Here is a 21881-nt window from a genome sequence, read left to right as displayed (position 1 = left end):
GGGCTATCTTTTCGTTTTGCGTCAGCCAATGCCCGCTACTTTACCGCGCCGAATGTCAGGCCTCGAACCAACTGCTTCTGGCTGAACCAGCCCATGATCAGGATCGGCGCGATCGCCAGCGTCGAGGCGGCCGAAAGCTTGGCCCAGAACAGCCCCTGCGGGCTGGAGAAGGAGCTGATGAAAGCGGTGAGCGGCGCGGCCTCGGTGGTGGTCAGCCGGATCGTCCAGAACGCCTCGTTCCAGGCGAGAATGATGTTGAGCAGCATGGTCGAGGCGATGCCGGGGACCGCCATCGGCGTCAGCACGTAGATGATCTCGTTCCAGAGCGATGCGCCGTCCATGCGCGCCGCTTCCAGGATCTCGCCCGGTATCTCGCGAAAATAGGTGTAAAGCATCCAGATCACGATCGGCAGGTTGATCAGCATCAGCATGACCATCAGGCCGATGCGGCTGTCGAGCAGACCGGTATCGCGGAAGATCAGATAGATCGGAAACAGAACGGCGACGGCCGGCATCATCTTGGTGGAAAGCATCCACATCAGGATGTCCTTGGTGCGTTTGCCCGGCGAAAACGCCATCGACCATGCCGCCGGTATGGCGACGAGCAGAGCCAGGATGGTCGAGCCGACCGACAGGAACACCGAGTTCAGGAAGAATTTGAAATAGCCGTTCTGCGCCTGGACCTCGGAATAGCTCTCCGTGGTTCCCGACGGGAACAGGTTGAAGCCCTGGATAGCCTCCTGCTCCGACTTGAACGAGGTGATGATCGTATAGAGGATCGGGAAGAAGATCAGCAGCGCGACGATCCAGGCGGCCGCGGTAGCAATCGTCTTGTGCTGGGTGGTGACTGCACGTGCCATGGTCAGGTCCTCCCTATCGGCGATGTTGGCGGCAGGGTCGACCCCCACTCCGGTTTGCTGCGCAAACCACCTCTCTCCCGATCGACGGGGTAGAGGAAGAGCGCGGTTTCGATGCAGGCCTTTCCTCTACGCCGGGCAGGGGGAGAGCTGTCCCGCGCAGCGGGACGGAGCGGGGGTGGTTCAGCGCACGTGCCATCTTATCCTCCCTTATTTATCCAGGTTCTTGCCGACGGCGCGCATGGCGAAGAAGGCAACGATGTTGGCGAGAATGACGGCAATGATACCGCCGGCGGACGCCTGGCCGATTTTGAACTCCAGCAATGCCTTCTGATAGACGAGGAAGGGCAGGTTGGTGGAGGCGTAACCCGGGCCGCCATTGGTGGTAACGAGGATCTCGGCATAGACCGACAGCAGGAAGATCGTCTGGATCAGGATGACGACGGTTATGGCGCGCGACATATGAGGCAGCGTCAAATAGATGAAGCGGCTGATGAAGCCGGCGCCGTCCATTTCGGCGGCTTCCTTCTGCTCGCCGTCGAGCGACTGAAGCGCGGTCAACAGGATCAGCGTAGCAAACGGCAGCCATTGCCAGGCGACGATGATGATGATCGCCAGGAGCGGGTGCTGCCCGAACCAATCGATCGGCTGCCCGCCGAAGAAGCGAGCAATATCGGCGAAAACCCCGTACTGCGGATGCATGATCATGTTCTTCCAGACCAGTGCTGCCACCGGTGGCATGACGAAGAACGGCGAGATGACAAGGATGCGGACGATGCCCTGTCCCCACATCGGCTGATCGAGCAGAAGGGCGAGCAGAATACCGCCGATCACCGTGATCAAAAGCACGCTGACGACGATGGTGAGCGTGTTGAGGATCGACTGCAGGAATGCCGGGTTGGAATAGAACAGCGCGTAGTTCGAAAACCCGACGAAGCCGTCGCGCATCGGATTGAGCGGGTTGTATTGCTGGAAGGAAAACCACAGCGTGAATGCCAGCGGCACAATCATCCAGACCAGCAGCAGCACCACGGATGGCGCCATCATGAAACGGGCAAGCGAACGGGTCTGCTGAGTAGCCATGACGGTCACCCTTCGAGGTCGGCCAAGTTTTTCAGCGGTGTGAAAGCTGGCCGCCCGAACTGGGATTCGGGCGGCCGTTGCCGGTCGCCATTGGCAACCGGCACCGGGAGGAGCTTACTTGATGTAACCGCCCTCGGTCATCGTCGCGGTGGCGGCGTCCTGCGCCTGCTTCAAGGCATCGTCGACGCTCGACTGGCCGGCAAGTGCCGCCGAGAAGAGCTGGCCGACGGTGGTGCCGAGACCCTGGAACTCAGGAATGGCGACGAACTGGACGCCGACATAAGGCACCGGCTTGACGGTTGGGTGCGTCGGGTCGGCGGAGTTGATCGAGTCCAGCGTCATCTTGGCGAAAGGTGCTGCCTTCTGGTATTCGGGATTGGCATAGAGCGACGAGCGCGTTCCCGGCGGAACGTTGGCCCAGCCTTCCTTCGAGGCGACGAGCTCGGCATAGTGCTTGCTGGTTGCCCAGGATACGAACTTTTGAGCGGCGTCGGCCTTCTGCGTGCCGGCGGGGATGGCTAGCGACCATGCCCACAGCCAGTTGCCGCGCTTGCCGAGGCCATTGTCCGGCGCCAGCGCATAGCCGACCTTGTCGGCGACGGTGGAGTTCTTCGGGTCGGAAACGAAGGAGGCAGCGACGGTAGCGTCGATCCACATGCCGCATTTGCCCTGCTGGAACAACGCAAGGTTTTCGTTGAAGCCGTTGGACGACGCGCCCTCGGGGCCGTCGGCCTTCATCAGGTCGACATAGAACTGCAGCGTGTTCTTCCATTCGGGCTGGTCGAATTGCGGCTTCCAGTTCTCGTCGAACCAGCGCGCGCCGAACGAGTTCGACATGGCGGTCAGGAAGGCCATGTTCTCGCCCCAGCCGGCCTTGCCGCGCAGGCAGACGCCGTTCACGCCGTTGGCGCGGTCGGTCACCTTGTCGGCGGCCTGCTTGATGAAGTCCCAGGTCGGTGCATCGGGCATCTTGAGCCCGGCCTTTTCCATCAGGTCCTTGCGGTACATGACGAAGGAGCTTTCGCCGTAGAACGGGGCTGCGTAGAGCTTGCCGTCGACCGACAGGCCGCCGGCTATGGCCGGGATGATGTCCTTGACGTCGTAATCGTCGCCGAGCTTGTCGAGCGGCAAAAGCCAGTTCTGCTTGGCCCAGATCGGCACTTCATAGGTGCCGATGGTCATCACGTCGTACTGGCCACCCTTGGTGGCGATGTCGGTGGTGACGCGCTCGCGCAGGACGTTTTCCTCGAGCGTGACCCACTGCAGCTGAATGTCGGGATTTTTGGCGGTGAAGTCGTCGGTCAGCTTCTGCATGCGGACCATGTCGCCATTGTTGACCGTGGCGATGGTGATGGATTCGGCATGCGCGGCGAAAGCGAGGGCGCTGGCCGAGAACAGGCCTAGGGTGAACGTGCGAAGTTTCATCAAAATTCCTCCCATAAACCAAGATGAGCATTTGCCTTGGCTGTGAGCAATTACTCACTTGCGATGAATTATGTCAAGACAGATTCGTTGCTGCAGCGCAGCACGCCGGGTCTCGTGCAACGGCAAGCCTGGGACGGTTGCGGCATGTCTGACGAAGGATTCGGCCGGGCTGATTGGGCCGGGCGCTTTGCTATCGGGCTTGCTGGGATTCAGTCTACTGGCAAGCGATCTCGCTCAGGATCCAATCGCGGAAGGCGCGGATCTTCGGCACGTTGCGTCGTGCCGTCGGATAGACCAGCCAATAGGCGTGGCCGTCGTCACCGACCAGATCAAAGGGCTGGATCAGGCGGCCGTCGGCAAGTTCGGTCTTGAACAGCGCCTTGGTAACGATCGCCACGCCGTGGCCGGCAATCGCGGCATTGGCCTCGTAGGCCTGCGCGCCCATGCTGGTGCCGGGACGCTTGGCCAGCTCCTCGACCGGCAGGCCGGCGGCGGCAAACCAGTCCCGCCACCAGATGTCACCCGGGTCGAGGATCGGCAGCCGCAGCAGGTCGGCCGGCTCCTTGACGCCGCCGATGCTTGCCGCGAGCTTTGGACTAAGGACCGGCGTGAAATCGGCCCTGAAAAGCATATGGGTCTCGACGCCCGGCCAGTTGCCGCCGCCGGAGCGGATGGCGATGTCGATATCCTCTCTGGCAAAGTCGACAACCCTGTTCGAAGTATCGACGCGCACCGCCAGCGACGGATGCGCGACCTGGAATGAACCGAGATGCTGCGCCAGCCAGTTGGAGGCAAATGTCAGCAGCGTCGAAACGCAAAGCAAGCCGTCGGCGCCGGTGCGCGCGGCGGCATAGGCGCCGCTCAACAGCGCGAACGCCTCGCTGACCGCGGGCGCCAGGCGCTGGCCGGGTTCGGTCAGCACGATCTGTTTTGGCTGGCGCAAGAACAGGGGCGCGCCGATGCGCTCCTCCAGAAGCTTGATCTGATAGCTTGCCGCCGCCTGCGTCATGCCAAGCTCCTGGGCGGCCTTGGTGAACGAGAGATGCCGCGCCACCGCCTCGAACACCCGGATCGCCTGAAGCGGAGGAAGCTGCGAAACCAGCTGTCGTGAATTGAGCTCCGGCATAAGCCCTCCTTATGGGCAGTGATCGACGTTTGATTGGCGGCACCGGCCGGTCCTACCGATATTCCGTATTGAAGATCAATTACGCCTAGAGATAGCGAAGGCTGACGATCATGACCACGATACAGGAAAAGCTGCTTCTTGCTCCAGCCCATGGCTGGTTTTCACGGTTGGCGCGGGGATTGGCAAGGCACGCGGCGCGGAAACGGGCCTATCTCGACGTCCGGGAGCTGCCGCCGCATCTGCAGCGCGACATGGGCTTTCTCGACGGCAACGATCCTTGCGGCCGGCACCAGTAGTGACGCTCGTTTTATCGGGGCTTCAGGTGCATTTCGATTTCACATGATCGTTTCCGACCGCCAGCGGCTCGGAGATCATGCGCCCGCCAGCAAGGCGGCGGCGGTCCGCTCATCGGTGATGAGGCCGTTGACCAGCCGCCGGTTGACGGCGGCGAAGATGCCCGGCAGCTTGCGGTCGCCCATGGCAAGCGCGATCACCAGCGACTTTTCGCGCGACGGCAGCGGTGCCGACGACACCCGATCATTGGTGATGCCCTCGATCATGCGGCCGTCACGATCGAATACCCAGCCGACGATCTCGGCGACGCCGCCGGCCTTCTGCAGCGCCTTTAATTCACCCTCCGAAATGAAGCCGTCCTCGTAAAGCGGCGCCTTCGGGCCGAGATCGCCGATGCCGACAAAGGTGACGTCGGCCTCGGCCGCAAGCGCCAGCGTCGGCTGGATCATCGGCTGGCTGAGCAGCATCTCGCGCTCCTCGGGCGAGGAAGCGATGACCGGCAAAGGCATCGGAAACGAACGCGCCTTGACCCTGTCGGCCATGGTGAAGATGACGTTGTAGAAGGCCGCCGAGCCGTCCGGCGAGATGTTGCCGGTGAGCGATACCACCTTGTGCTGCGGGCATTCCATCGGCGGCAGTTGCTCGATCGCGGCCTTCAGCGTGCGGCCGGTGCCGATCGCCATGACGATCGGCACCGGCGACCGCAGCCGCCGTTCGATCTCGGCCGCCGCCGCCTCGGCGACGCCGATGACGGTGGAGGAAGAAGAAGGGTCGCTCGGCACCACCTCGACCAGATCGAGCGCAAAGCGCGATTTCAGCCGTGCCGCAAGGTCGAGGCAATTGGCGATCGGATGGTCGACGCGCACCTTGATCAGCCCTTCAGAGACTGCGAGCGACACCAGGCGCTGCGCCGTCTGCCGCGAGATGCCAAGCGTGGCGGCGATCTGGTCCTGGGTGTTGCCTGCGACATAATAGAGCCAGCCGGCACGCGCCGCGTCGTCCAGCCTGTTGCCGCCGCTGTCCTGCCGCGAATTCAAGTTCCTGCCTCCCAACCCCGCCGAGCATAAGAGGCGGAGCGCAGTAGTTTCGCAGGGAATGAACGTGCGCGCAATTGCTTATTGTAAGAGCAATTGCCTAGTGGTGAAACTTGGTGTTTGGAGCGAAGTGACAAGTCGACCCAGTCTCGTTGCAACAGCAAGGCTGTCGAGGTTGCACCAATCCCGGTTCTAAAGCGCGTTGCGTTCGATCGGCCTCATGCGACACGTTTTAGGTTGCTTTTTATGCATGTCGTCATCGCAAAACCGCTGCACACTTTGCGCGACATGCATTAGCGGGGACGCGGCGGTTTATCTCGTGCGCTAAACGCTTTAAGGAATTTTTTGAGAATGGAGCCTTGCATGACGCCGAAAGCGGTTTTCTGGGATATGGACGGCACGCTGGTCGACAGCGAGCCGCTGCACGAGGCGGCGCTGATTGCGGCGCTGCACAGCGTCGGCATCGCGCCGCCGGCCGACCTGCATGAGCGCGTGCTCGGCATCGCCGCATGGCCGGTCTACGAAATGCTGCGCGACGAATTCGGCCTCGACCTGCCTTTCGACGACTGGATCGTGCGCAAATACGATCACTACCTGCCGATGGCCGAAACGCTGACGCCACGCACCGGCGCGATCGAGATTTTCAATGAGCTGCGCGCGCTTGGCGTGCCGCAAGCGGTGGTGTCCAACTCGGACAGACTGATCGTCGATGCCAATCTGCGCGCCGTAGGCCTCGTATATCCCGGCATGAAGACGGTCAGCCGCAACGACGTGCGTGAAGGCAAGCCGCATGCCGAACCTTTCCTGCGCGCCGCCTGGTTGGCCGACGTCGATCCCGCCGAGGCCGTGGCGGTCGACGACAGCGTGACCGGCGCCACGGCGGGGCTGGCAGCTGGGATGAAGACGATCTTCTGGCCAGAGGTGCCCATGGAGGGGCCGCCGGGGGCGATTGTCATCAACAGCGCCGGCGAATTGCGGGCCGAACTCGGGCTTTAAGCAGGCCCGGCGGGACCGCCCTCAACTCCGGTAGGCAGGCTCCTGCTCGTCGAGGGTCGCCTTCAGTTCGGAAAGGTGGCGCTCGGCCTGGCCGGGATAGTCTTCCTGTTCCCTTGCCGCTTTCTCCGCGATCTCATCCGACAGTACCCGCAGCGGCCGGCCGGTCCACAGCGCCTTGATATAGGTTTCGGCGGCGCGCTCGAAATAGAACATGCGGTTGAAGGTGTCGGCGACGCTGTCGCCGATGACCAGCACGCCATGGTTGCCCATCACCATCACCTTGACCTTCGGGTCGACAAGAAGCTGGGAGCAGCGCTCGCCCTCTTCCTCGAAGGCCAGCCCGCCATAATGAGCGTCGACGACATGGCGGTTGAAGAAGATCGCCGAGTTCTGGTCGACCGGCGGCAGCGTCGAGTCGGCGAGCGAGGCAAGCACGGTGGCGTGGATCGAGTGAACATGCATGACGCAGCGCGCATGACGCACGTTGCGATGGATGGCACCATGCAGGCCCCACGCCGTCGGGTCAGGCGCATTCGGGCCGACCAGCGTGTCGGGATCATTGGCGTCGATCAGAAGCAGATCGCTCGCCTTGATGCGCGAGAAATGCACCTGGTTAGGGTTCATCAGGAATTGCGAGCCATCGTCGTTGACCGCCAGCGAAAAATGATTGGCCACCGCCTCATGCATGTTAAGCCGCGCCGTCCAGCGGAAGGCGCAAGCCAGATCGACGCGCTCCTCATAGAACGCCAGGTTGGTCAGCACTTCCTTCTGCAGGCGCGTGATGCTCATCGTAAACCTCCGTGAAAGAAGCAAGGATGCCGCGCGGCTGGAACACGCGCAACCGGTTTTGTTTGGTGCAGGCGAGCGCCGTTATGCCGCCGTGCTGGTGGCCGTGCCGACCCTCAGCCCGCCATGTTCGACGATGAAATCTATCACCTCCTGAAGCCCTTTGCCGCGCGACAGGTCGGTGAAGCCGAACGGCCGTTTGCCGCGCATGCGGGCAGCGTCGCTTTCCATCACGTCGAGATTGACGTTCACATAGGGCGCAAGGTCGCTCTTGTTGATGACCAGGAAATCCGACCGCGTGATTGCCGGCCCGCCCTTGCGCGGGATCTCCTCGCCCTGGCAAACTGAGATGACATAAAGCGTCAGGTCGGCCAGGTCCGGCGAGAAGGTGGCGGCGAGGTTGTCGCCGCCCGATTCGATGAAGACGATGTCGAGATCCGGGAATTTTTTGGTCATCTCGGCGATCGCCTGCAGATTGATCGAGGCGTCCTCGCGAATGGCGGTGTGCGGGCAGCCGCCGGTCTCGACGCCGATGATGCGATCCTCAGGGAGCGCCTGCAGCCGGGCCAACATCATGGCGTCTTCCTTGGTGTAGATGTCGTTGGTGACGACCGCGATCGAGAACTCGTCACGCAGCGCCTTGCAAAGCTTTTCGGTGAGCGTCGTCTTGCCCGAGCCGACCGGACCGCCGATGCCGACGCGAAGAGGACCGTTGGGTGATATCATGCGGGGAACTCCGTGAGGGCAAGAATGGCAAAGCCAAGCCCGATCAGCAGGCACAGCGGCGAATAATAACGCAGATCGAGCCGCGCGAAAGGCTGTTCGGGCGTCAACCGGCGCCACCACGGCGTGAAGCCGGCAATGCCGCGCGCCAGGAAGACCAGTGCGATGAGCAGCGCTGTGGCGGCAAGCCCTGCCTTGGGAAAGGGCGTGGCAAACACACCTTCGAGCGCCATGGGCCACAGTGTCGCCAGGCCCAGGCATGCGGCAACGGCGAAGCTGGCGAAGGGCGCCGACATTTCGTCGACGCCACGGAAGCCGACCACCGCGCGGGCGCAGGAGGCAGCGTCCCTGCCCGGCCAGATGCCGCCAATGCCCCAATAAACATGCAGTGCTGTGATCAACAGCAGGACGAGCGAGAGGGCGAAAGCGAGGACGATCATGAGCGGAACAGCCGCGAATACTGGGCCTCGTGCTTCATCGCCGTGACGTCGGAGATGAAAGCGCAGCCGCCGAGATCATCGAGGGTCGAGTCGGCAGCGCGGTCGGCCGTGGCCAGGGCAAGCGGTTCGAAGGCGGCCAGTAGCGTCATCGCGGCACTCTGGCCAACGATGCCAAGCCGGATCGCAGCCTGGACGAGATTGGAGAAGAAGGCCTGCAGAAAGGCCGCCAGGGCGTCCCGCAGCGCAATGCCGTGATCGCCGGCAACGGCGCCGACGGCAACGCAATAGGCACATTCGGCCGGCAGGCGATCCAGCACCTGGCACGGCCAGGCGATGGCCGCCTTCAGGAAAGCAGCGCCCTGCAGCATGGTCTCGGCATGGCGCTCGCGCGAGCCTGCCAGAGCTTCGGCAAGGGCGACGATTTCATCGAGATCGCCGGTTTCGCGCGCCCTGCGCCAGCTTTCGGCAAACAGCACCGCATCATTCCAGCCCGAACCCATCTCGACCAGCGTTTCCAGCCACGCGGCGAGCTCTTTGCTGTCGGCAACCAGCCCGGCATGCACGGCTTGCTCGAGACCATGGCTGTAGGAAAAGCCGCCGACCGGGAAGGAAGGCGACAGCCACGCCATCAGCCGCAACAAAGCAATATTGGAAAGCTGGGCAACGTCGGAAGGCTGGTCAGTCATGGTCATGGTCGTGCGAATGGCTGTGGGAATGCGATTCGCTATGGCCATGGGAATGCGCTTCGGCATGGCTGTGCGCATGCACCTCGGTATGGGCATGGCCGTGCCCGCCATGCCCGGAATAGGCGCCGCGCACCGGCTTGAACGGTTCGGAAACGTCGCTCACGGTGGCGCCCAATCCCTCCAGCATCGCCTTGATGACATGGTCGCGCAGGATGAGGATGCGCCCAGCTTCGATGGCGGCTGCGAGATGGCGGTTGCCGATGTGCCAGGCAAGCTCTGCCAGATGGACAGGGCCGCCGGCACGGATATCGTAGAGCGGCTCCTCGGCCGCGATGATCTCGATGTGGCGGCCATCCTCCAGCACCAGCCGGTCACCATGGTTCAAGGTCACCGGTTCGGGCAGGTCGACCAGCACTTTGTCGCTACGGGCCGTTTCGATGGCGCGACGGCGCAGATGCCGCTCGTCATGAGCAAGCACCGCACTGTCGTATGGCGTCGTGGTTCCGGCTTCGCCTGCGGCCAGGGCGGAGACGGCGCGCGGGAATTTGGTGAAGTCGGTGCGAATATCGAGCTTCATGTAAAAACTGCCTCTCCCAAAAAGCCTAGCCTATCGCATCCGCCGCCCCAATGGGGCTCAGACGATCGTGTCGAAGAGCCGCAGGATGAACGATATCTGATAGACGAGCGCGCCGGCGACAAAGGCGATATGGAAACGGCGGTCGCGCATCAGGATCGCAATGACGCAAAGCGCAACGAAAACCGGGGTGCGGATCAGATATTCGACGCCGAAATGGGCGAAATGCTCCGGCCCTTTCAGCAGCGTGTCGATCACGTCGAGCAGATAGGTCGCCGCCAGCAGGCCGAAGAACCAGGCCCGGCGCGAATAGAAGAAATCCTCATAGCTGGTGTAGTCCAGCATCGAATCCGGAAACAGCAGCGCGCAAAGCAAAAACAGCGTGACGGCGTAGAAGATGATGAACAGGTATTTGCCGAAGGTCCAATTCTCGATCTGGAACAGACCGAACTCCCACCACCAGAAATGCACCAGCATCAAAAGCACCGACGCAACCCAGGCGAGGTGCACGGGATAGAGCCGGTACTGGCCGGGATGCTGGACGATGCGGGCGAGCCCCGACAGCAGGCGGGTGACGCCGAGGCCGATCACCATGCCCAGGACGATGCGGATATGCGGGAAAATGTCGTGGGCGTTGGGGAGTTGCGGGTCCATAAGCCTGGCGCGGCATGTTCTACATTTGGCGTTCTAGATTGTGATCTGAAAAGTGAAAACCGGTTTCTGCTGCGCTGACCTGCCGTTCGAATCTTGAGTCCGTTGAGACCTTGGCTATTGGTGCGCCGCAAGCAGATCGGATGAAATGGATGGCGTCTGCGCCAGATACTTCGTTGCCTTGCGAAAATAGGCCAACGGCCCGGAATCCAGATACTCGCGCGCGTCCTGTATTCCCTGACCGCGCGCCTGGATGAACAGCGCCAGCGCAAAGGCGCGTTCCGCTGGCGACAGATAGCCTTGTCGCTCGAAGGACCAGCCTTGCGTGCCGGTGGCGGTGTCGCGGTACTGAGTGAAACTCGCCGCAGTGTTGGAATTGAAGATACCAAAGCCGAAGAAGGTGACCGCGAGATCGGTTGCGAACTCCTCCATCTCGGTGCCGCCCGGCGGTTCTTCAGGCACCGAGAACAGCAATGGATGACAAATCTCATGCGCGAACGTCGCAATGAGCTTCATGGGCTTGGGAACGATCGCCGGATTGTAGGTGATTGTCATGGCACCGCCCCGGGACACGGAGAAGGTCCCGGCAGGCTCCCGCGGCGCGTCCTGAAGGACCTGAAGCGGTCCCAAAACCGGATCGATTGAATCTTCCTGTGGCACGAGATTGAAGCGGGCCGCATCGATGCCAAAATATGCCGCCACCTGCCCGAAATAGTGCGATGCAGCGGCGTGCCCCTGTTCTTCAGAGGGGGTGAAAAATGCTCGTGTTGGCAAGATCAGCGAACGTTTGCGCAGCGCGGCTGCCCCGCCGAAATGCCTGAGCAGCCAACCCCAGCAATCGAGCTGCCACTCCTCGTCGTCGGCGTCCAGCGGGGAGCTTGTGCGCCAGAACACGCATCACCTCAAAACAAAAAGTACCTTTGCGCCATCGGTAGCACGGTTGCTGGCTCGCAGGTCAAGAGTTCGCCGTCGGCGCGGACCTCATAGGTTTCGGGGTCGACCTGGACATGCGGCGTGGCGTCATTGAGCACCATCGAATGCTTGCCGATGCCGCCGCGGGTGTTTTCGACCGCGACCATCTGCTTGTCGACGCCGAGCCTGCCGCGCAGGCCGGCGTCGAGCGCGGCCTTCGAAACGAAGGTCACCGACGAATTGGTCATCGCCTTGCCGTAGGCCCCGAACATCGGCCGGTAATGCATCGGCTGCGGCGTCGGGATCGAGGCGTTGGGATCGCCCATCGGGGCGGCGGCGATCATGCCGCCGATCAGCACCATGTCCGGCTTGACGCCGAAAAAGGCCGGATTCCACAGCACGAGGTCGGCGCGTTTTCCCACCGCCACCGAGCCGATGTCCTTCGACAGGCCATGCGCGATGGCCGGATTGATGGTGTATTTGGCGATGTAGCGGCGGACGCGGAAATTGTCGTTGTCGCCGGTCTCCTGCGGCAGCGAACCGCGCTGCCGCTTCATCTTGTCGGCGGTCTGCCAGCAGCGGATCGCCACTTCGCCGACACGGCCCATGGCCTGGCTGTCCGACGAGATGATCGAGAAGGCGCCGATGTCGTGCAGAATGTCTTCGGCGGCGATGGTTTCCTTGCGGATGCGGCTCTCGGCAAAGGCGATATCTTCGGGGATCGACGGCGACAGATGGTGACAGACCATCAGCATGTCGAGGTGTTCGGCCAGCGTGTTGATCGTGTAGGGGCGTGTCGGGTTGGTCGAGGACGGAATGACGTTAGGCAGGCCGCAGACCTTGATGATATCAGGCGCGTGGCCGCCGCCGGCGCCTTCGGTGTGGAAGGCATGGATGGTGCGGCCCTTGATCGCCGCGACCGTGTTTTCGACGAAGCCGGACTCGTTCAGCGTGTCGGTGTGGATCATTACCTGCACGTCGTAATCGTCGGCGACCGACAGGCAGCAGTCGATTGCAGCCGGCGTCGTGCCCCAGTCCTCGTGCAACTTCAGCGAGCAGGCGCCGGCAAGCACCATCTCCTCGAGCGCGGCGGGCAGCGACGCGTTGCCCTTGCCCGACAGGCCGATATTCATCGGGAAGGCGTCGAAAGACTGGATCATGCGCGCCAGATGCCACGGCCCAGGCGTGCAGGTGGTGGCCAGCGTGCCGTGCGCCGGGCCGGTGCCGCCGCCGAGCATGGTGGTGATGCCCGACATCAGCGCTTCCTCGATCTGCTGCGGGCAGATGAAGTGGATATGCGCGTCGAAGCCGCCGGCGGTCAGGATCTTGCCCTCGCCGGCGATAATCTCGGTGCCGGGACCGATGATGATGGTGACGCCGCCTTGGGTATCCGGATTGCCGGCCTTGCCGATCGCGGCGATACGGCCGTCCCTGAGGCCGATATCTGCCTTGACGATACCGGCGGTGGCATCGACGACCAGCGCATTGGTGATGACGGTGTCGACCGCGCCTTGCGCGCGCGACACCTGGCTCTGGCCCATGCCGTCGCGGATGACCTTGCCGCCACCGAACTTCACCTCCTCGCCGTAAAGAGTGAGATCCCTTTCGACCTCGATGAACAGCTCGGTGTCGGCGAGCCGGACCTTGTCGCCGACGGTCGGGCCGTACATCTGCGCATAGGCGGCGCGGGTGATTTTAGCCATCAGCAATTGCTCCCGAAATACAGCCCGAAAATACCGCTTGTCGAAGCCGGGCCCCACATTGCCGCCATCCTATGGTCACGCAATGACCCGCTGAGCGACACTTTCCGATCCCATTTAGCGTTTGAGGTGGCCGGGCCACCCCAAAACCACAATTTGCCAATCGATGGAAAGGAACATCCATGCGCAAAACGACCCTTCTGGCAGCCGCCGCCACGCTGGTGCTCGCAACCGCCGCCAGCGCCCAGCAACAGCCCGCGCAGCAGCCCAGTCCGGCGCCGGCCGCGCCTGCTCCTGCCACGCCCGGGGCGCAGCCGCAGGCGCCCACCATCCACGCGATCAACGTCGTCGATATCAAGGATCTGCCCGCGGACACTCAAGCCAAGGTCAACGAGGTCATCGCCAAGCGCAGCGATGCCGACCTGCAGAAACTGCGCGGCTCGATCGACGCGACACCGCAGGTCAAATCCGCGCTCGAAGCCAAGGGGCTCACCTCGGCGCAGGTGATCGCCGCCAGCATGAGCACCAATGGCGCGCTGACGCTGATCACCAAGAAAGCGAGCTGACGAGACGAGGCGGCGGGCCGGCGCCCGGCCAGCCCGCCGCATCGCAAAGGGAACCTTCACGGGGGACGTTGCGTTTCGGTCCTGTCGCCCTGACACGAGCCTCGAAAAGGACCCTGAGAACGAGCGATGGCGATCACCACCTTCTCCGACACCAGATGGCTGCATGGGATTGCCGCGACCGCGTTTCTGGCAGCCAGCATTCCGCACGCCGCGCTGAACGCGCAGAGCCTCGACAGCGCCGAGACCGTCAACCGGATCGTCGGCTCGGAGGTCGGCCAGGAAGAGACCCAGACAAATGCGGAAGCCGGCAAGGTCAGTTCGGCGATCGACCGCACGCGTGAAAACATCGCCGCCGTGCGCAAGACATCCAAGCTCGACAAGGTCGATATCGTGTTTCTTACCGATGCCGCGCGCACCGAAGGCGGCCCGCCGCCGGCGATCGAAAACAAGGTCAGGCAACATCGGGACGACATCGCCGAGCTGCGCAAGGAGATCGAGGCGAACGCATTGCTGTTCAACGCCATCGATTCGCGGCGAGTGCAAACCGAGGACGTTCTGGCGGTGGAATTCGACGATCCGGGAAAGGTCGTCATCTATGCGGCGGCCAAGCCGCCCGGCTGAGCCGAAACTGCTCGACGCCTTCGATCTCACAGCGCGCCCATGATCTTCTGCTGAAATCCGTAGACCTCGCGCTTGCCGCCGAACGGCACCAGGGTAACGTCGCGCTCTTGGCCGGGCTCGAAACGCATGGCGGTGCCGGCAGCGATGTCGAGGCGCATGCCGCGGGCCTTGTCGCGATCGAATCTCAGTCCCTCATTGGTCTCGAAGAAATGATAATGGCTGCCTACCTGGATCGGCCGGTCGCCGCTGTTGGCTACCTTCAAGGTGACCGTCGCCAGACCCTTGTTCAGTTCGATCTCGCCGCTTGCCGTGATGATTTCGCCGGGGATCATCGCGGCCTCACACGACGCCGAAAGCGGGGCCGGCGCCAATCGCGGCACAAGCGGCGCCAGCGGCGCGGGCAAGCCCGCGGAAGCGCCAGCCGAGGCCGAGACCGGCCGCGATGCCGACGGCGTGGAGCAGTGCCGTGGCAACGGCAAAGCCCGCCATATAGCCGAGTCCGCCGGCATTCTCAGGCACCTCGGTGCCATGGGCATAGCCGTGGAACAGCGCGAACAGGCCGATGACGGCGACGCCGGCCGAGACAGGAAGATCGACGGCGAGCGCAACCAGCAGCCCGAGTGCCACGACGGACGCCAGTATCGCCGGCTCGACGAAAGGCATCGGCACATGCAGCATGCCAAGCACGCCGCCGGCCAGCATGACGCTTACGAAGGCCAGCGGCCATGCCCAGATCGCTTTGTCGCCCTTGAGCGCGGCCCATAGCCCGACGGCAATCATCGCCGTCATGTGATCGAGGCCGGAGAGCGGGTGGGAGAAGCCGGCGGTGAAGGACCAACCCGTGCCGACGCCGACATGGGCATAGGCTGGCATTGCTGCCGCCAGCAACAGGACCGCCGACAGCGTTGAGCGTTTCATCGTAGCGGGGATCATCGGCGTGCCTTCCATCTTTGAGATCATCATCCCTCTCACGCTGCCTTGCGGGCCGGAGCGCAACCCTCTGCCTTGAGGACGCGCTTAGTGGAGGCCGGATATTTTTTCAGCAGCGCTGCCGGACGGATCGGGCGGGCCGAGAAGTTGCCGCCGCAATTCGGACAGGCGCCACCGAGCACGTTTTGTGCGCAGTCGGCGCAAAAGGTGCATTCGAAGGTGCAGATCACTGCATCCGTCGCATCGGGCGGCAGATCCTTGTCGCAGCACTCGCAGTTGGGACGCAGCTCAAGCATTTTCCTCTCCTTGGCGGTGTTATCTGATCGGCTCGTGCACGGTCACCAGCTTGGTGCCGTCTGGAAACGTCGCCTCGACCTGCACATCGTGGATCATTTCTGCAATGCCTTGCATCACCTGGGCCCGGGTGACGACATGGGCGCCGGCCTCCATCAGCTCGGCGACCGCGCGGCCGTCGCGGGCACCCTCGACGACGAAATCGGTGATCAGCGCGATCGCTTCCGGATGATTGAGCTTGACGCCGCGTTCGAGCCGCTTGCGGGCCACGATCGCCGCCATGGCGATCAGCAGCTTGTCTTTCTCCCTTGGCGTCAGATTCACGCTTTTTCCTGCGGTGGCACAATCGAGATCAGAGTGACCATAATTTGGGCAGGCCCGCCCGTCCGTTGAGCAATTCGACAAGCGGCACCAGCCGCTTGCGGAGCTGGTAGCCGTCCTCGGCGAACAGCCTCGCAAGAAGCTTGCCAGATTTCCGCACGCTCCAGAAACTGACGCCGCCCTGGCCGCCGACTATGCCCCGGGCCGGCTCGAGCAAAGCCTCTGCCCGTGGCGACACCATCAGCAGCGTCGCCACGGCGACGGCACCGCCGGCCGCTGCGGGACGGTTCAAGGCGGCCGCAATGTCCGGCCCGATGCGGAACTCCTCTGCGTGGACCAGCGCCCCGTCCTGGCGGACGCGCCAGCGGTCGTGGAAATGGCCTTGCGTGGCCCGTTCACCCATGGCCAGGCGGCCGAAGACGGTGGCCTCCAGGATCAGCGCCTCGGCTCCGGTGGCAAGCTCCACGTCAAGGCTGCGGGCAAAGGCCGAGCGGTCGAAGACGATGGTTTCCTGTGGCAGCCAGGCAATGTGGCCGTCTTCCCCGACAGTCAGCTGCACCCGCACTTCGGCGCGGTCGGATGCGGCGCGATAGATTTTCTCGCAGGCCTGCGTTGTTATGGTTGCGGAGGCGCCGGCACCGACATCGACCTCCCAGGCGAGACGGTCGCCACCGGTCAGCCCACCGGCGGTGTTGATCAGGACGGCTTCGAGCGGATCGGCCGAGACCGCCGGCATGCGGATCTTGGCTGAACCGTCCTGGTACAGACGCCGAAGACGCGTGCGGCCTCCGTTCCAGTCGCAGCCAAGCCGCGCGACGCCGGCAACACGCTGGGCCGGCGGCACTGAAGTCAAGCTATATGCGATCGTATCCACGACACCAACGTTAAGCACTGCGGCGGCTTTGTCGATATATAGCTTGTTGCTTGACAGCGTTTCGGTTTCTATAGAGGGAGCCACCTTGGTACGGTCACCGGCGCCTGGCGGGGGTAAAAGGCGACGATGACGACGTAATCGAGGACAAAAGGGGCGCTGATCAGTTGGCGTCGGGAAACGACAGAGTTGGGGAATAAACCGAATGGCTGACCAGCTGGCAAACGATATCATCGCCAAGATCAAGGCTCATGCCGAGCCGGGCGGCGAGGAAATCACCACCAGTACCGAACTGACCGCCCTTGGCATCCATTCGCTGGAACTGACGGAGATCATCTTCGATCTCGAGGAAGAGTATGGCATCGAAATCGAGATGAACACTGTCGATGCCTGGAGCAATCTGAAGAATGTCGGCGACATGGTCGAGGCGGTTCGCGCGCTGATCGCGAAAAAAGCCTGACTGAATGCACAAGCGCGTCGTCATCACGGGCATCGGCGGATTATGCGGGCTCGGCACCAACGCACCGGCAATCTGGAATGAAATGCGCGCCGGCCGTTCGGCAATCGGCGCGATCGACAATCCGCTGCTGCATGATCTGAAGGTCAAGGTCGGCTGCGAAATCAAGGCGCTTCCCGAGCACGGCATCGACCGCAAGCAGGTCGTGTCGATGGACCGCTTCAGCCTTCTGGCGACGATCGCCGCGCGGGAGGCGGCACAGCAGGCGGGATTGAACCCGCACGCGGCCAACACCTACCGGATGGGCACCGTCGTCGGCGTCGGAGTCTGCGGCTGGGAGGCGATCGAAGAGAACTATCGCGCCATCCTGCTCGAAGGCAAGAACCGCGCCGGCATCTTCACCGTCCCGAAAGTAATGCCGGGCGCTGCAGCCGGCCATGTCAGCATGAATCTTGGTCTGCGCGGGCCGGTGTTCGGCATCACTTCTGCCTGCTCGTCATCCAACCACGCCATTGCCTCGGCGGTCGATCAGATCAGGCTCGGCCGGGCCGACGTCATGGTCGCCGGCGGCACCGATGCGCCGCTGGTCTGGGGCATCCTCAAGGGCTGGGAGGCCCTGCGGGTACTGTCGCCGGACACCTGCCGGCCGTTTTCGGCCGACCGCCAGGGGCTCGTGCTCGGCGAAGGCGCCGGCATGGTGGTGCTGGAAACATATGAACATGCCATGGCGCGCGGCGCCGCCATCCTTGCCGAAATCGCCGGCGTCGGCCTTTCCGCCGACGCCTCCGATATCGTCGCGCCAACCATCGAAGGGCCTGAGGCGGCGATGCGCTTCTGCCTCGTCGATGCCGGGCTCAATCCCGAGGACGTCGACTATCTCAACGCGCATGGCACCGGCACCAAGGCCAACGATCAGATCGAGACGGCGGCGATCAAACGCGTGTTCGGCGGCCATGCCTACAAGCTTTCGGTGTCCTCGACCAAATCGATGCACGCCCACTGCCTCGGCGCCTCCGGCGCGCTGGAAATGATCGCCTGCGTGATGGCGATCCGCGAAGCCATCGTGCCGCCGACCGCCAATTATCGGGAAGCCGACGCCGACTGCGATCTCGACATCACGCCGAACGTGGCGCGCGAACGCACCGTGCGCACCGCGATCAGCAACAGCTTCGCCTTCGGCGGCACCAATGCGGTGCTGGCGGTAAAGGCCGTGTGACCGCACCCCTTGCGGGTCCTTCACCGGGGCCGGCGAAACTTTCCATGCGCATATTGATCGCGCCAGGCGTCGCGCCTAACTCTCTGCGACCCGCCATGACCGTGCCGCTCGGCGCGGTCCCCTACCAGGAGTTTCGATGACCGATCTGTCCGCGTTTCCGATTGCCAGGCGCTGGCCGGCGAGCCACCTCGACCGCATCCAGCTTTATTCGTTTCCGACGCCGAACGGGGTGAAGATATCGATCGCGCTGGAGGAACTTGGCCTGCCTTACGAGCCGCATGCCGTCGATATCGGCAAGAACGAGAGCTGGACCCCGGAATTCCTGTCTTTGAACCCGAACGGCAAGATACCGGCGATGATCGATCCGGACGGCCCGGGCGGCAAGCCGATCGGCTTGTTCGAATCCGGTGCCATCCTGCTTTACCTCAGCGACAAGACCGGCCAGCTGGTCCCGGCAGACGCGACGCTGCGTTATGAGACGATCCAGTGGGTGTTCTTCCAGATGGCTTCGATCGGGCCGATGTTCGGCCAAGTCGGATTCTTCCACAAATTCGCTGGGCGCGAAATCGCCGACAAGCGCCCGCTGGAACGTTATCGCGACGAGTCGCGACGGCTGATCGGCGTCCTCGAAACGAGGCTCAAGGGCCGTAGCTGGATCATGGGCGACGATTACACGATCGCCGATATTTCGATGCTTGGGTGGGTGCGCAATCTGATCGGCTTCTACGAGGCGCGGGAACTCGTCGGTTTCGACGATTTCCCCAGCGTGGGCGCATGGCTGGAGCGTGGCCTCGCCCGACCGGCGGTGCAGAGGGGCCTCACCATTCCGGCCAGAAGCTGATCTTACGTCGATTCCGCTCGGCTATTTTGCCTTGGTCCGGGGCTTTGAGCCGCCCTTGCCGACTACGGAAGCAGCAAGCGACGCCGCACCTTTGGCGGTGGCAAGCACGGCACCGGCGGCGACATTGGCCGTTGCTTTAACAGTGCGCATTGCGCTGCCTGCGATCGATCCTCTGCTGCTTGCCGATCTTTTGGGCTTGGGTGCAGCGGCTTTGGCCGCGGCAGGCATCACCTTTTTCGGCGCCGCCTTGCCAAAGCTGGGCTTTGCCGCATCCTTGGAGCGGGCCGCTGCTGCCGGGCCGGCGCTGGTTTTCACTCGAGTGGCTTTTGATCGTGTTGCCCTGCCCTTGGCGGGCGCAGGCTTTCTTGCCATGGTTTCCATCGAACCGTTCCCTCATGCGGCACAATTGCCGTGTCCGGGATAACGGCCTGAAAGTGTTAAGGTTCCGGCCCAATAGTCCTTACAGATCAGGCCTGTTCACCGACCACCAGGTCAGCGGGCCGCCGACGAGCAAGCACGCGATCAATGTTCGGCATGTCGTTGGAAGCAATCCAGGCGCGCGCGTCCTCGTCGGACCGGCCGTGCTCGTGCCATCGCTCCAGCAGTCGGCGCTCGAGCTCGGCGCGCGGCACATCGACGAAGATCGAGAAGTCGAACAGCGGCGCCAGCCGCGTCCAGGGTTCCTCGTCGAGCAGGAGATAATTGCCTTCGACCAGAATGAATTTGGTGTCGGCGGCGACAATCGCAGCGGCGGCGCGCGACAGCTCCATGCTGCGGTCGAAGACCGGGATGGCGATATCCGGCTCGCCGGCGCGGATGCGCTTCAGCAGCGCTTCGAAGCCGGCAAAATCAAAGGTTTCCGGAGCACCTTTTCGCGCGCGAAGGCCGCGTCGATCGAGAACGACGTCATCGTAATGGAAGCCATCCATCGGCACGACTTCCGCCGTGCCTTCCGGCAGCAGGTCGTGCAAGCCTGTCGACAATGTCGACTTGCCGGCGCCGGGCGGACCGGCAATGGCAACGATGAAGCGCGGCGCCTTGCCGGCGCGCTTGAAAATGGCAGCAGCGATATGGGCGATTTCTGACATTGGCCCCCTTACGGTGGTTCTGGCGCATTTTGGCGGCAGTTTTCGGAAATTTCAAACGCCGGATTGTGCCAAGCCTTCAATCGGGCCTGGATTGACCGATCCGCAGGAAATCGCCGTCGAAGCCGATGTCGCGCACGGCACCGTCAGCCGCCAGGATGCCCATGCGGCCCGGCGAGGTCGTGACGTCGTGCGGCGGCTCGCCGGATGGCCAAGGCAGCGCGCCGATGACATGGCGGAACGAAAAGCGGCGCCCTTCGGAAAGGGCAAAGGCGGTCGCCACGCCTTCGCGCTTCAGCCAATTGTCGCCGAGCGATGCGGCGTGGCCGACGGCCGTGCGGCCGTCCTCGATGCCGAGCACGCCGCGGTGGCGGCCGCTCCACGGCGCATAGTCGCGCCCGCCATTGCTGACCCACAGCATGGTGACCGGCAGTTCGGCCGGGTTCTTCAGCACCAGCACGAGGTCGGCTTCCGCCTGGCGCGCCAGCGCCGTCCAGCCCGGTCCGCCATGGTCGGCTTCGACCAGCGTGACGAAGTCCTCACGCAGCTGGTCCATGCGATAGGTGGTCAGGTCAATCGTGCCGCCGTCGGCAGCGGGAAAGCGCGTCAGGTCGGCGGTTCGCGCCGGGTAGGCGAGCAACGAGCGGCCGCGGGCCGGATCGGGCTCCGGCGCCTCACTCGGCGTTGCGGCAAGGCGCTTCGGCGAGAACGCTAGCCTGCCGCCGGCCGTCATCACCGTCATCGGGTGGTGGGCGACGGGAATGGCGCCGGCGCCGCCGGAAAAGACGTGCTCCTGATAGAGAAAGGGATGATCGTCGCGCAAGGTCAGGATCTTGTCGACGGTTGCGCCCATGACCGGGCGCTGCAGGCGGAAGACGGCGCGCCAGCCGTCGGCCGTTGCCGCGCTGTCGACGACGTCCCAGCGACTATTTGCCGGCCAGCCATGCAAAGGTGCCGCTTCGACGTCGCTGATCGAGAAGGGTGCGCAGAGGAAATCGCCGGACAGGTGGACCGTCCCTTCGGGCAGGTCTTTCGGCAGCATCTCGCGCGGCTCGCCGACCCAGGGTGCGCGATGCAGCGGCTTCAGCCGGCGGCCATCGATATCGACCGTCATGTCGGCGAGATGGCCGACGGCAAGATCGACCGATACCGAAATGCCCTTCGCCGTGATCGTGACCGTATCCATGTGCACCTACCGATTCAGCCCGATTCTGCCAGCCCGATTCTGGCGGCCCGATTCTGTCGGCGCCAGCAAAGCCCACTCGCCGCCGGTTGCGCAAGCGCGGTGGCCGGCAATTCACATCAGGCGGCGCCACGTCGGCCTGTGGACAGGGCACCGTTCGAGGGCCAGACCGATATTAACCAAATGGACTGTGCCTTTGCGTTAAGATA

General features: G+C 63.4%; 29 protein-coding genes. 8 read left to right on the top strand and 21 right to left on the bottom strand.

Features of this window, described 5'->3' with window-relative positions:
- Positions 1-35 precede the first annotated feature (35 nt).
- The 4 genes from NKH41_RS08865 to gcvA all read right to left on the bottom strand — a co-directional run bounded on the left by NKH41_RS08865 (position 36) and on the right by gcvA (position 4491).
- Positions 36-860, bottom strand: a complete 825-nt coding sequence (locus NKH41_RS08865; RefSeq protein WP_352769559.1) for a carbohydrate ABC transporter permease — start codon at positions 858-860, stop codon at positions 36-38.
- 207 nt (positions 861-1067) lie between these two features.
- Positions 1068-1940 carry a carbohydrate ABC transporter permease gene (locus NKH41_RS08860; protein ID WP_031195183.1) on the bottom strand — a complete coding sequence of 291 codons (873 nt, stop codon included), beginning with the start codon at positions 1938-1940 and terminating at the stop codon, positions 1068-1070.
- Positions 1941-2054: 114 nt separating this feature from the next.
- A complete protein-coding gene (locus NKH41_RS08855; protein ID WP_352769556.1) occupies positions 2055-3365 on the bottom strand; it encodes an ABC transporter substrate-binding protein in 1311 nt (436 codons plus the stop codon).
- Between the two features lie 214 nt (positions 3366-3579).
- A complete protein-coding gene (gene gcvA / locus NKH41_RS08850) occupies positions 3580-4491 on the bottom strand; it encodes a transcriptional regulator GcvA (protein WP_352578172.1) in 912 nt (303 codons plus the stop codon).
- A 110-nt stretch (positions 4492-4601) separates the two neighbouring features.
- On the opposite strand from gcvA, the gene NKH41_RS08845 reads away from it, so the two are divergent.
- Complete coding sequence (locus NKH41_RS08845; RefSeq protein WP_254815832.1) at positions 4602-4787, top strand: hypothetical protein; 186 nt, start codon at positions 4602-4604, stop codon at positions 4785-4787.
- Between the two features lie 75 nt (positions 4788-4862).
- Here the strand turns inward: NKH41_RS08845 and NKH41_RS08840 are convergent, their stop codons facing one another.
- Positions 4863-5822 carry a sugar-binding transcriptional regulator gene (locus tag NKH41_RS08840; RefSeq protein WP_023676997.1) on the bottom strand — a complete coding sequence of 320 codons (960 nt, stop codon included), beginning with the start codon at positions 5820-5822 and terminating at the stop codon, positions 4863-4865.
- Between the two features lie 360 nt (positions 5823-6182).
- On the opposite strand from NKH41_RS08840, the gene NKH41_RS08835 reads away from it, so the two are divergent.
- A complete protein-coding gene (locus NKH41_RS08835) occupies positions 6183-6815 on the top strand; it encodes an HAD family hydrolase (protein ID WP_352771149.1) in 633 nt (210 codons plus the stop codon).
- A gap of 21 nt (positions 6816-6836) precedes the next feature.
- On the opposite strand, the gene NKH41_RS08830 is transcribed toward NKH41_RS08835, so the two are convergent.
- The 8 genes from NKH41_RS08830 to ureC form a co-directional block, all read right to left on the bottom strand.
- Entirely contained in the window at positions 6837-7604 is a 768-nt protein-coding gene (locus NKH41_RS08830) for a class II aldolase and adducin N-terminal domain-containing protein (protein WP_352771147.1), read from the bottom strand.
- Positions 7605-7685: 81 nt separating this feature from the next.
- Positions 7686-8327: an urease accessory protein UreG gene (gene ureG / locus NKH41_RS08825; protein ID WP_352539916.1), complete on the bottom strand. Its 642-nt coding sequence runs from the start codon at positions 8325-8327 to the stop codon at positions 7686-7688.
- Entirely contained in the window at positions 8324-8764 is a 441-nt protein-coding gene (locus NKH41_RS08820; protein WP_352771145.1) for a DUF3995 domain-containing protein, read from the bottom strand. Before NKH41_RS08820 ends, ureG begins: the two co-directional genes overlap by 4 nt.
- A complete protein-coding gene (locus NKH41_RS08815; RefSeq protein WP_352771143.1) occupies positions 8761-9450 on the bottom strand; it encodes an urease accessory protein UreF in 690 nt (229 codons plus the stop codon). Before NKH41_RS08815 ends, NKH41_RS08820 begins: the two co-directional genes overlap by 4 nt.
- Entirely contained in the window at positions 9443-10027 is a 585-nt protein-coding gene (gene ureE, locus NKH41_RS08810; protein WP_352771142.1) for an urease accessory protein UreE, read from the bottom strand. The genes NKH41_RS08815 and ureE overlap by 8 nt, the downstream gene beginning before the upstream one ends.
- A gap of 57 nt (positions 10028-10084) precedes the next feature.
- On the bottom strand, positions 10085-10678 hold the full coding sequence (locus NKH41_RS08805; protein WP_352771140.1) for a hypothetical protein: 594 nt from the start codon (positions 10676-10678) through the stop codon (positions 10085-10087).
- 114 nt (positions 10679-10792) lie between these two features.
- Complete coding sequence (locus tag NKH41_RS08800) at positions 10793-11569, bottom strand: hypothetical protein (protein ID WP_352539911.1); 777 nt, start codon at positions 11567-11569, stop codon at positions 10793-10795.
- Between the two features lie 8 nt (positions 11570-11577).
- Positions 11578-13290, bottom strand: coding sequence for an urease subunit alpha (ureC, locus tag NKH41_RS08795; protein ID WP_502895709.1), 1713 nt, complete (start codon positions 13288-13290; stop codon positions 11578-11580).
- Between the two features lie 179 nt (positions 13291-13469).
- Here ureC and NKH41_RS08790 point away from each other — a divergent pair, with 179 nt between their 5' ends.
- Both NKH41_RS08790 and NKH41_RS08785 read left to right on the top strand, forming a co-directional pair.
- The gene (locus NKH41_RS08790) at positions 13470-13853 is read left to right on the top strand and encodes a hypothetical protein (protein ID WP_352709122.1); all 384 of its coding nucleotides are present in this window, start codon (positions 13470-13472) and stop codon (positions 13851-13853) included.
- A 126-nt stretch (positions 13854-13979) separates the two neighbouring features.
- A complete protein-coding gene (locus NKH41_RS08785) occupies positions 13980-14474 on the top strand; it encodes a hypothetical protein (protein ID WP_023677007.1) in 495 nt (164 codons plus the stop codon).
- A gap of 26 nt (positions 14475-14500) precedes the next feature.
- On the opposite strand, the gene NKH41_RS08780 is transcribed toward NKH41_RS08785, so the two are convergent.
- The 5 genes from NKH41_RS08780 to NKH41_RS08760 are packed head-to-tail and all read right to left on the bottom strand — an operon-like array spanning position 14501 to position 16872.
- Complete coding sequence (locus tag NKH41_RS08780; protein ID WP_023677008.1) at positions 14501-14806, bottom strand: urease subunit beta; 306 nt, start codon at positions 14804-14806, stop codon at positions 14501-14503.
- A gap of 7 nt (positions 14807-14813) precedes the next feature.
- Entirely contained in the window at positions 14814-15407 is a 594-nt protein-coding gene (locus NKH41_RS08775) for a HupE/UreJ family protein (RefSeq protein WP_352771155.1), read from the bottom strand.
- Positions 15408-15442: 35 nt separating this feature from the next.
- Positions 15443-15700, bottom strand: a complete 258-nt coding sequence (locus NKH41_RS08770; RefSeq protein WP_352455915.1) for a DUF1272 domain-containing protein — start codon at positions 15698-15700, stop codon at positions 15443-15445.
- A 19-nt stretch (positions 15701-15719) separates the two neighbouring features.
- Positions 15720-16022, bottom strand: coding sequence for an urease subunit gamma (locus NKH41_RS08765; RefSeq protein WP_352771138.1), 303 nt, complete (start codon positions 16020-16022; stop codon positions 15720-15722).
- Positions 16023-16050: 28 nt separating this feature from the next.
- Entirely contained in the window at positions 16051-16872 is an 822-nt protein-coding gene (locus NKH41_RS08760; protein ID WP_502895708.1) for an urease accessory protein UreD, read from the bottom strand.
- A gap of 223 nt (positions 16873-17095) precedes the next feature.
- On the opposite strand from NKH41_RS08760, the gene NKH41_RS08755 reads away from it, so the two are divergent.
- The 3 genes from NKH41_RS08755 (at position 17096) to NKH41_RS08745 (ending at position 19404) form a co-directional block, all read left to right on the top strand.
- Entirely contained in the window at positions 17096-17350 is a 255-nt protein-coding gene (locus NKH41_RS08755) for an acyl carrier protein (protein WP_023677013.1), read from the top strand.
- Between the two features lie 4 nt (positions 17351-17354).
- Positions 17355-18563 carry a beta-ketoacyl-[acyl-carrier-protein] synthase family protein gene (locus NKH41_RS08750; protein WP_352771136.1) on the top strand — a complete coding sequence of 403 codons (1209 nt, stop codon included), beginning with the start codon at positions 17355-17357 and terminating at the stop codon, positions 18561-18563.
- Between the two features lie 136 nt (positions 18564-18699).
- A complete protein-coding gene (locus NKH41_RS08745) occupies positions 18700-19404 on the top strand; it encodes a glutathione S-transferase family protein (RefSeq protein ID WP_352771134.1) in 705 nt (234 codons plus the stop codon).
- A gap of 21 nt (positions 19405-19425) precedes the next feature.
- Here the strand turns inward: NKH41_RS08745 and NKH41_RS08740 are convergent, their stop codons facing one another.
- A complete protein-coding gene (locus NKH41_RS08740) occupies positions 19426-19554 on the bottom strand; it encodes a hypothetical protein (protein ID WP_302893450.1) in 129 nt (42 codons plus the stop codon).
- Between NKH41_RS08740 and NKH41_RS08735 the strand changes: the two genes are divergently transcribed.
- On the top strand, positions 19547-19828 hold the full coding sequence (locus tag NKH41_RS08735) for a hypothetical protein (protein ID WP_352771133.1): 282 nt from the start codon (positions 19547-19549) through the stop codon (positions 19826-19828). The genes NKH41_RS08740 and NKH41_RS08735 overlap by 8 nt on opposite strands.
- 43 nt (positions 19829-19871) lie before the next feature.
- Here NKH41_RS08735 and NKH41_RS08730 read toward each other — a convergent pair whose 3' ends face one another.
- Both NKH41_RS08730 and NKH41_RS08725 read right to left on the bottom strand, forming a co-directional pair.
- Positions 19872-20492 (bottom strand): nucleoside triphosphate hydrolase, encoded by a 621-nt coding sequence (locus NKH41_RS08730; RefSeq protein ID WP_352771132.1) that lies wholly within the window; start codon positions 20490-20492, stop codon positions 19872-19874.
- 76 nt (positions 20493-20568) lie between these two features.
- A complete protein-coding gene (locus tag NKH41_RS08725) occupies positions 20569-21675 on the bottom strand; it encodes a hypothetical protein (protein ID WP_352771130.1) in 1107 nt (368 codons plus the stop codon).
- Positions 21676-21881 lie beyond the last annotated feature (206 nt).

Origin of the sequence: Mesorhizobium sp. M1169, from assembly GCF_040318345.1 — a bacterium.
Lineage (GTDB): Bacteria > Pseudomonadota > Alphaproteobacteria > Rhizobiales > Rhizobiaceae > Mesorhizobium.
The sequence above is the reverse complement of the archived record's forward strand: the minus strand, read 5'-3'. Positions and strand labels throughout refer to the sequence as shown.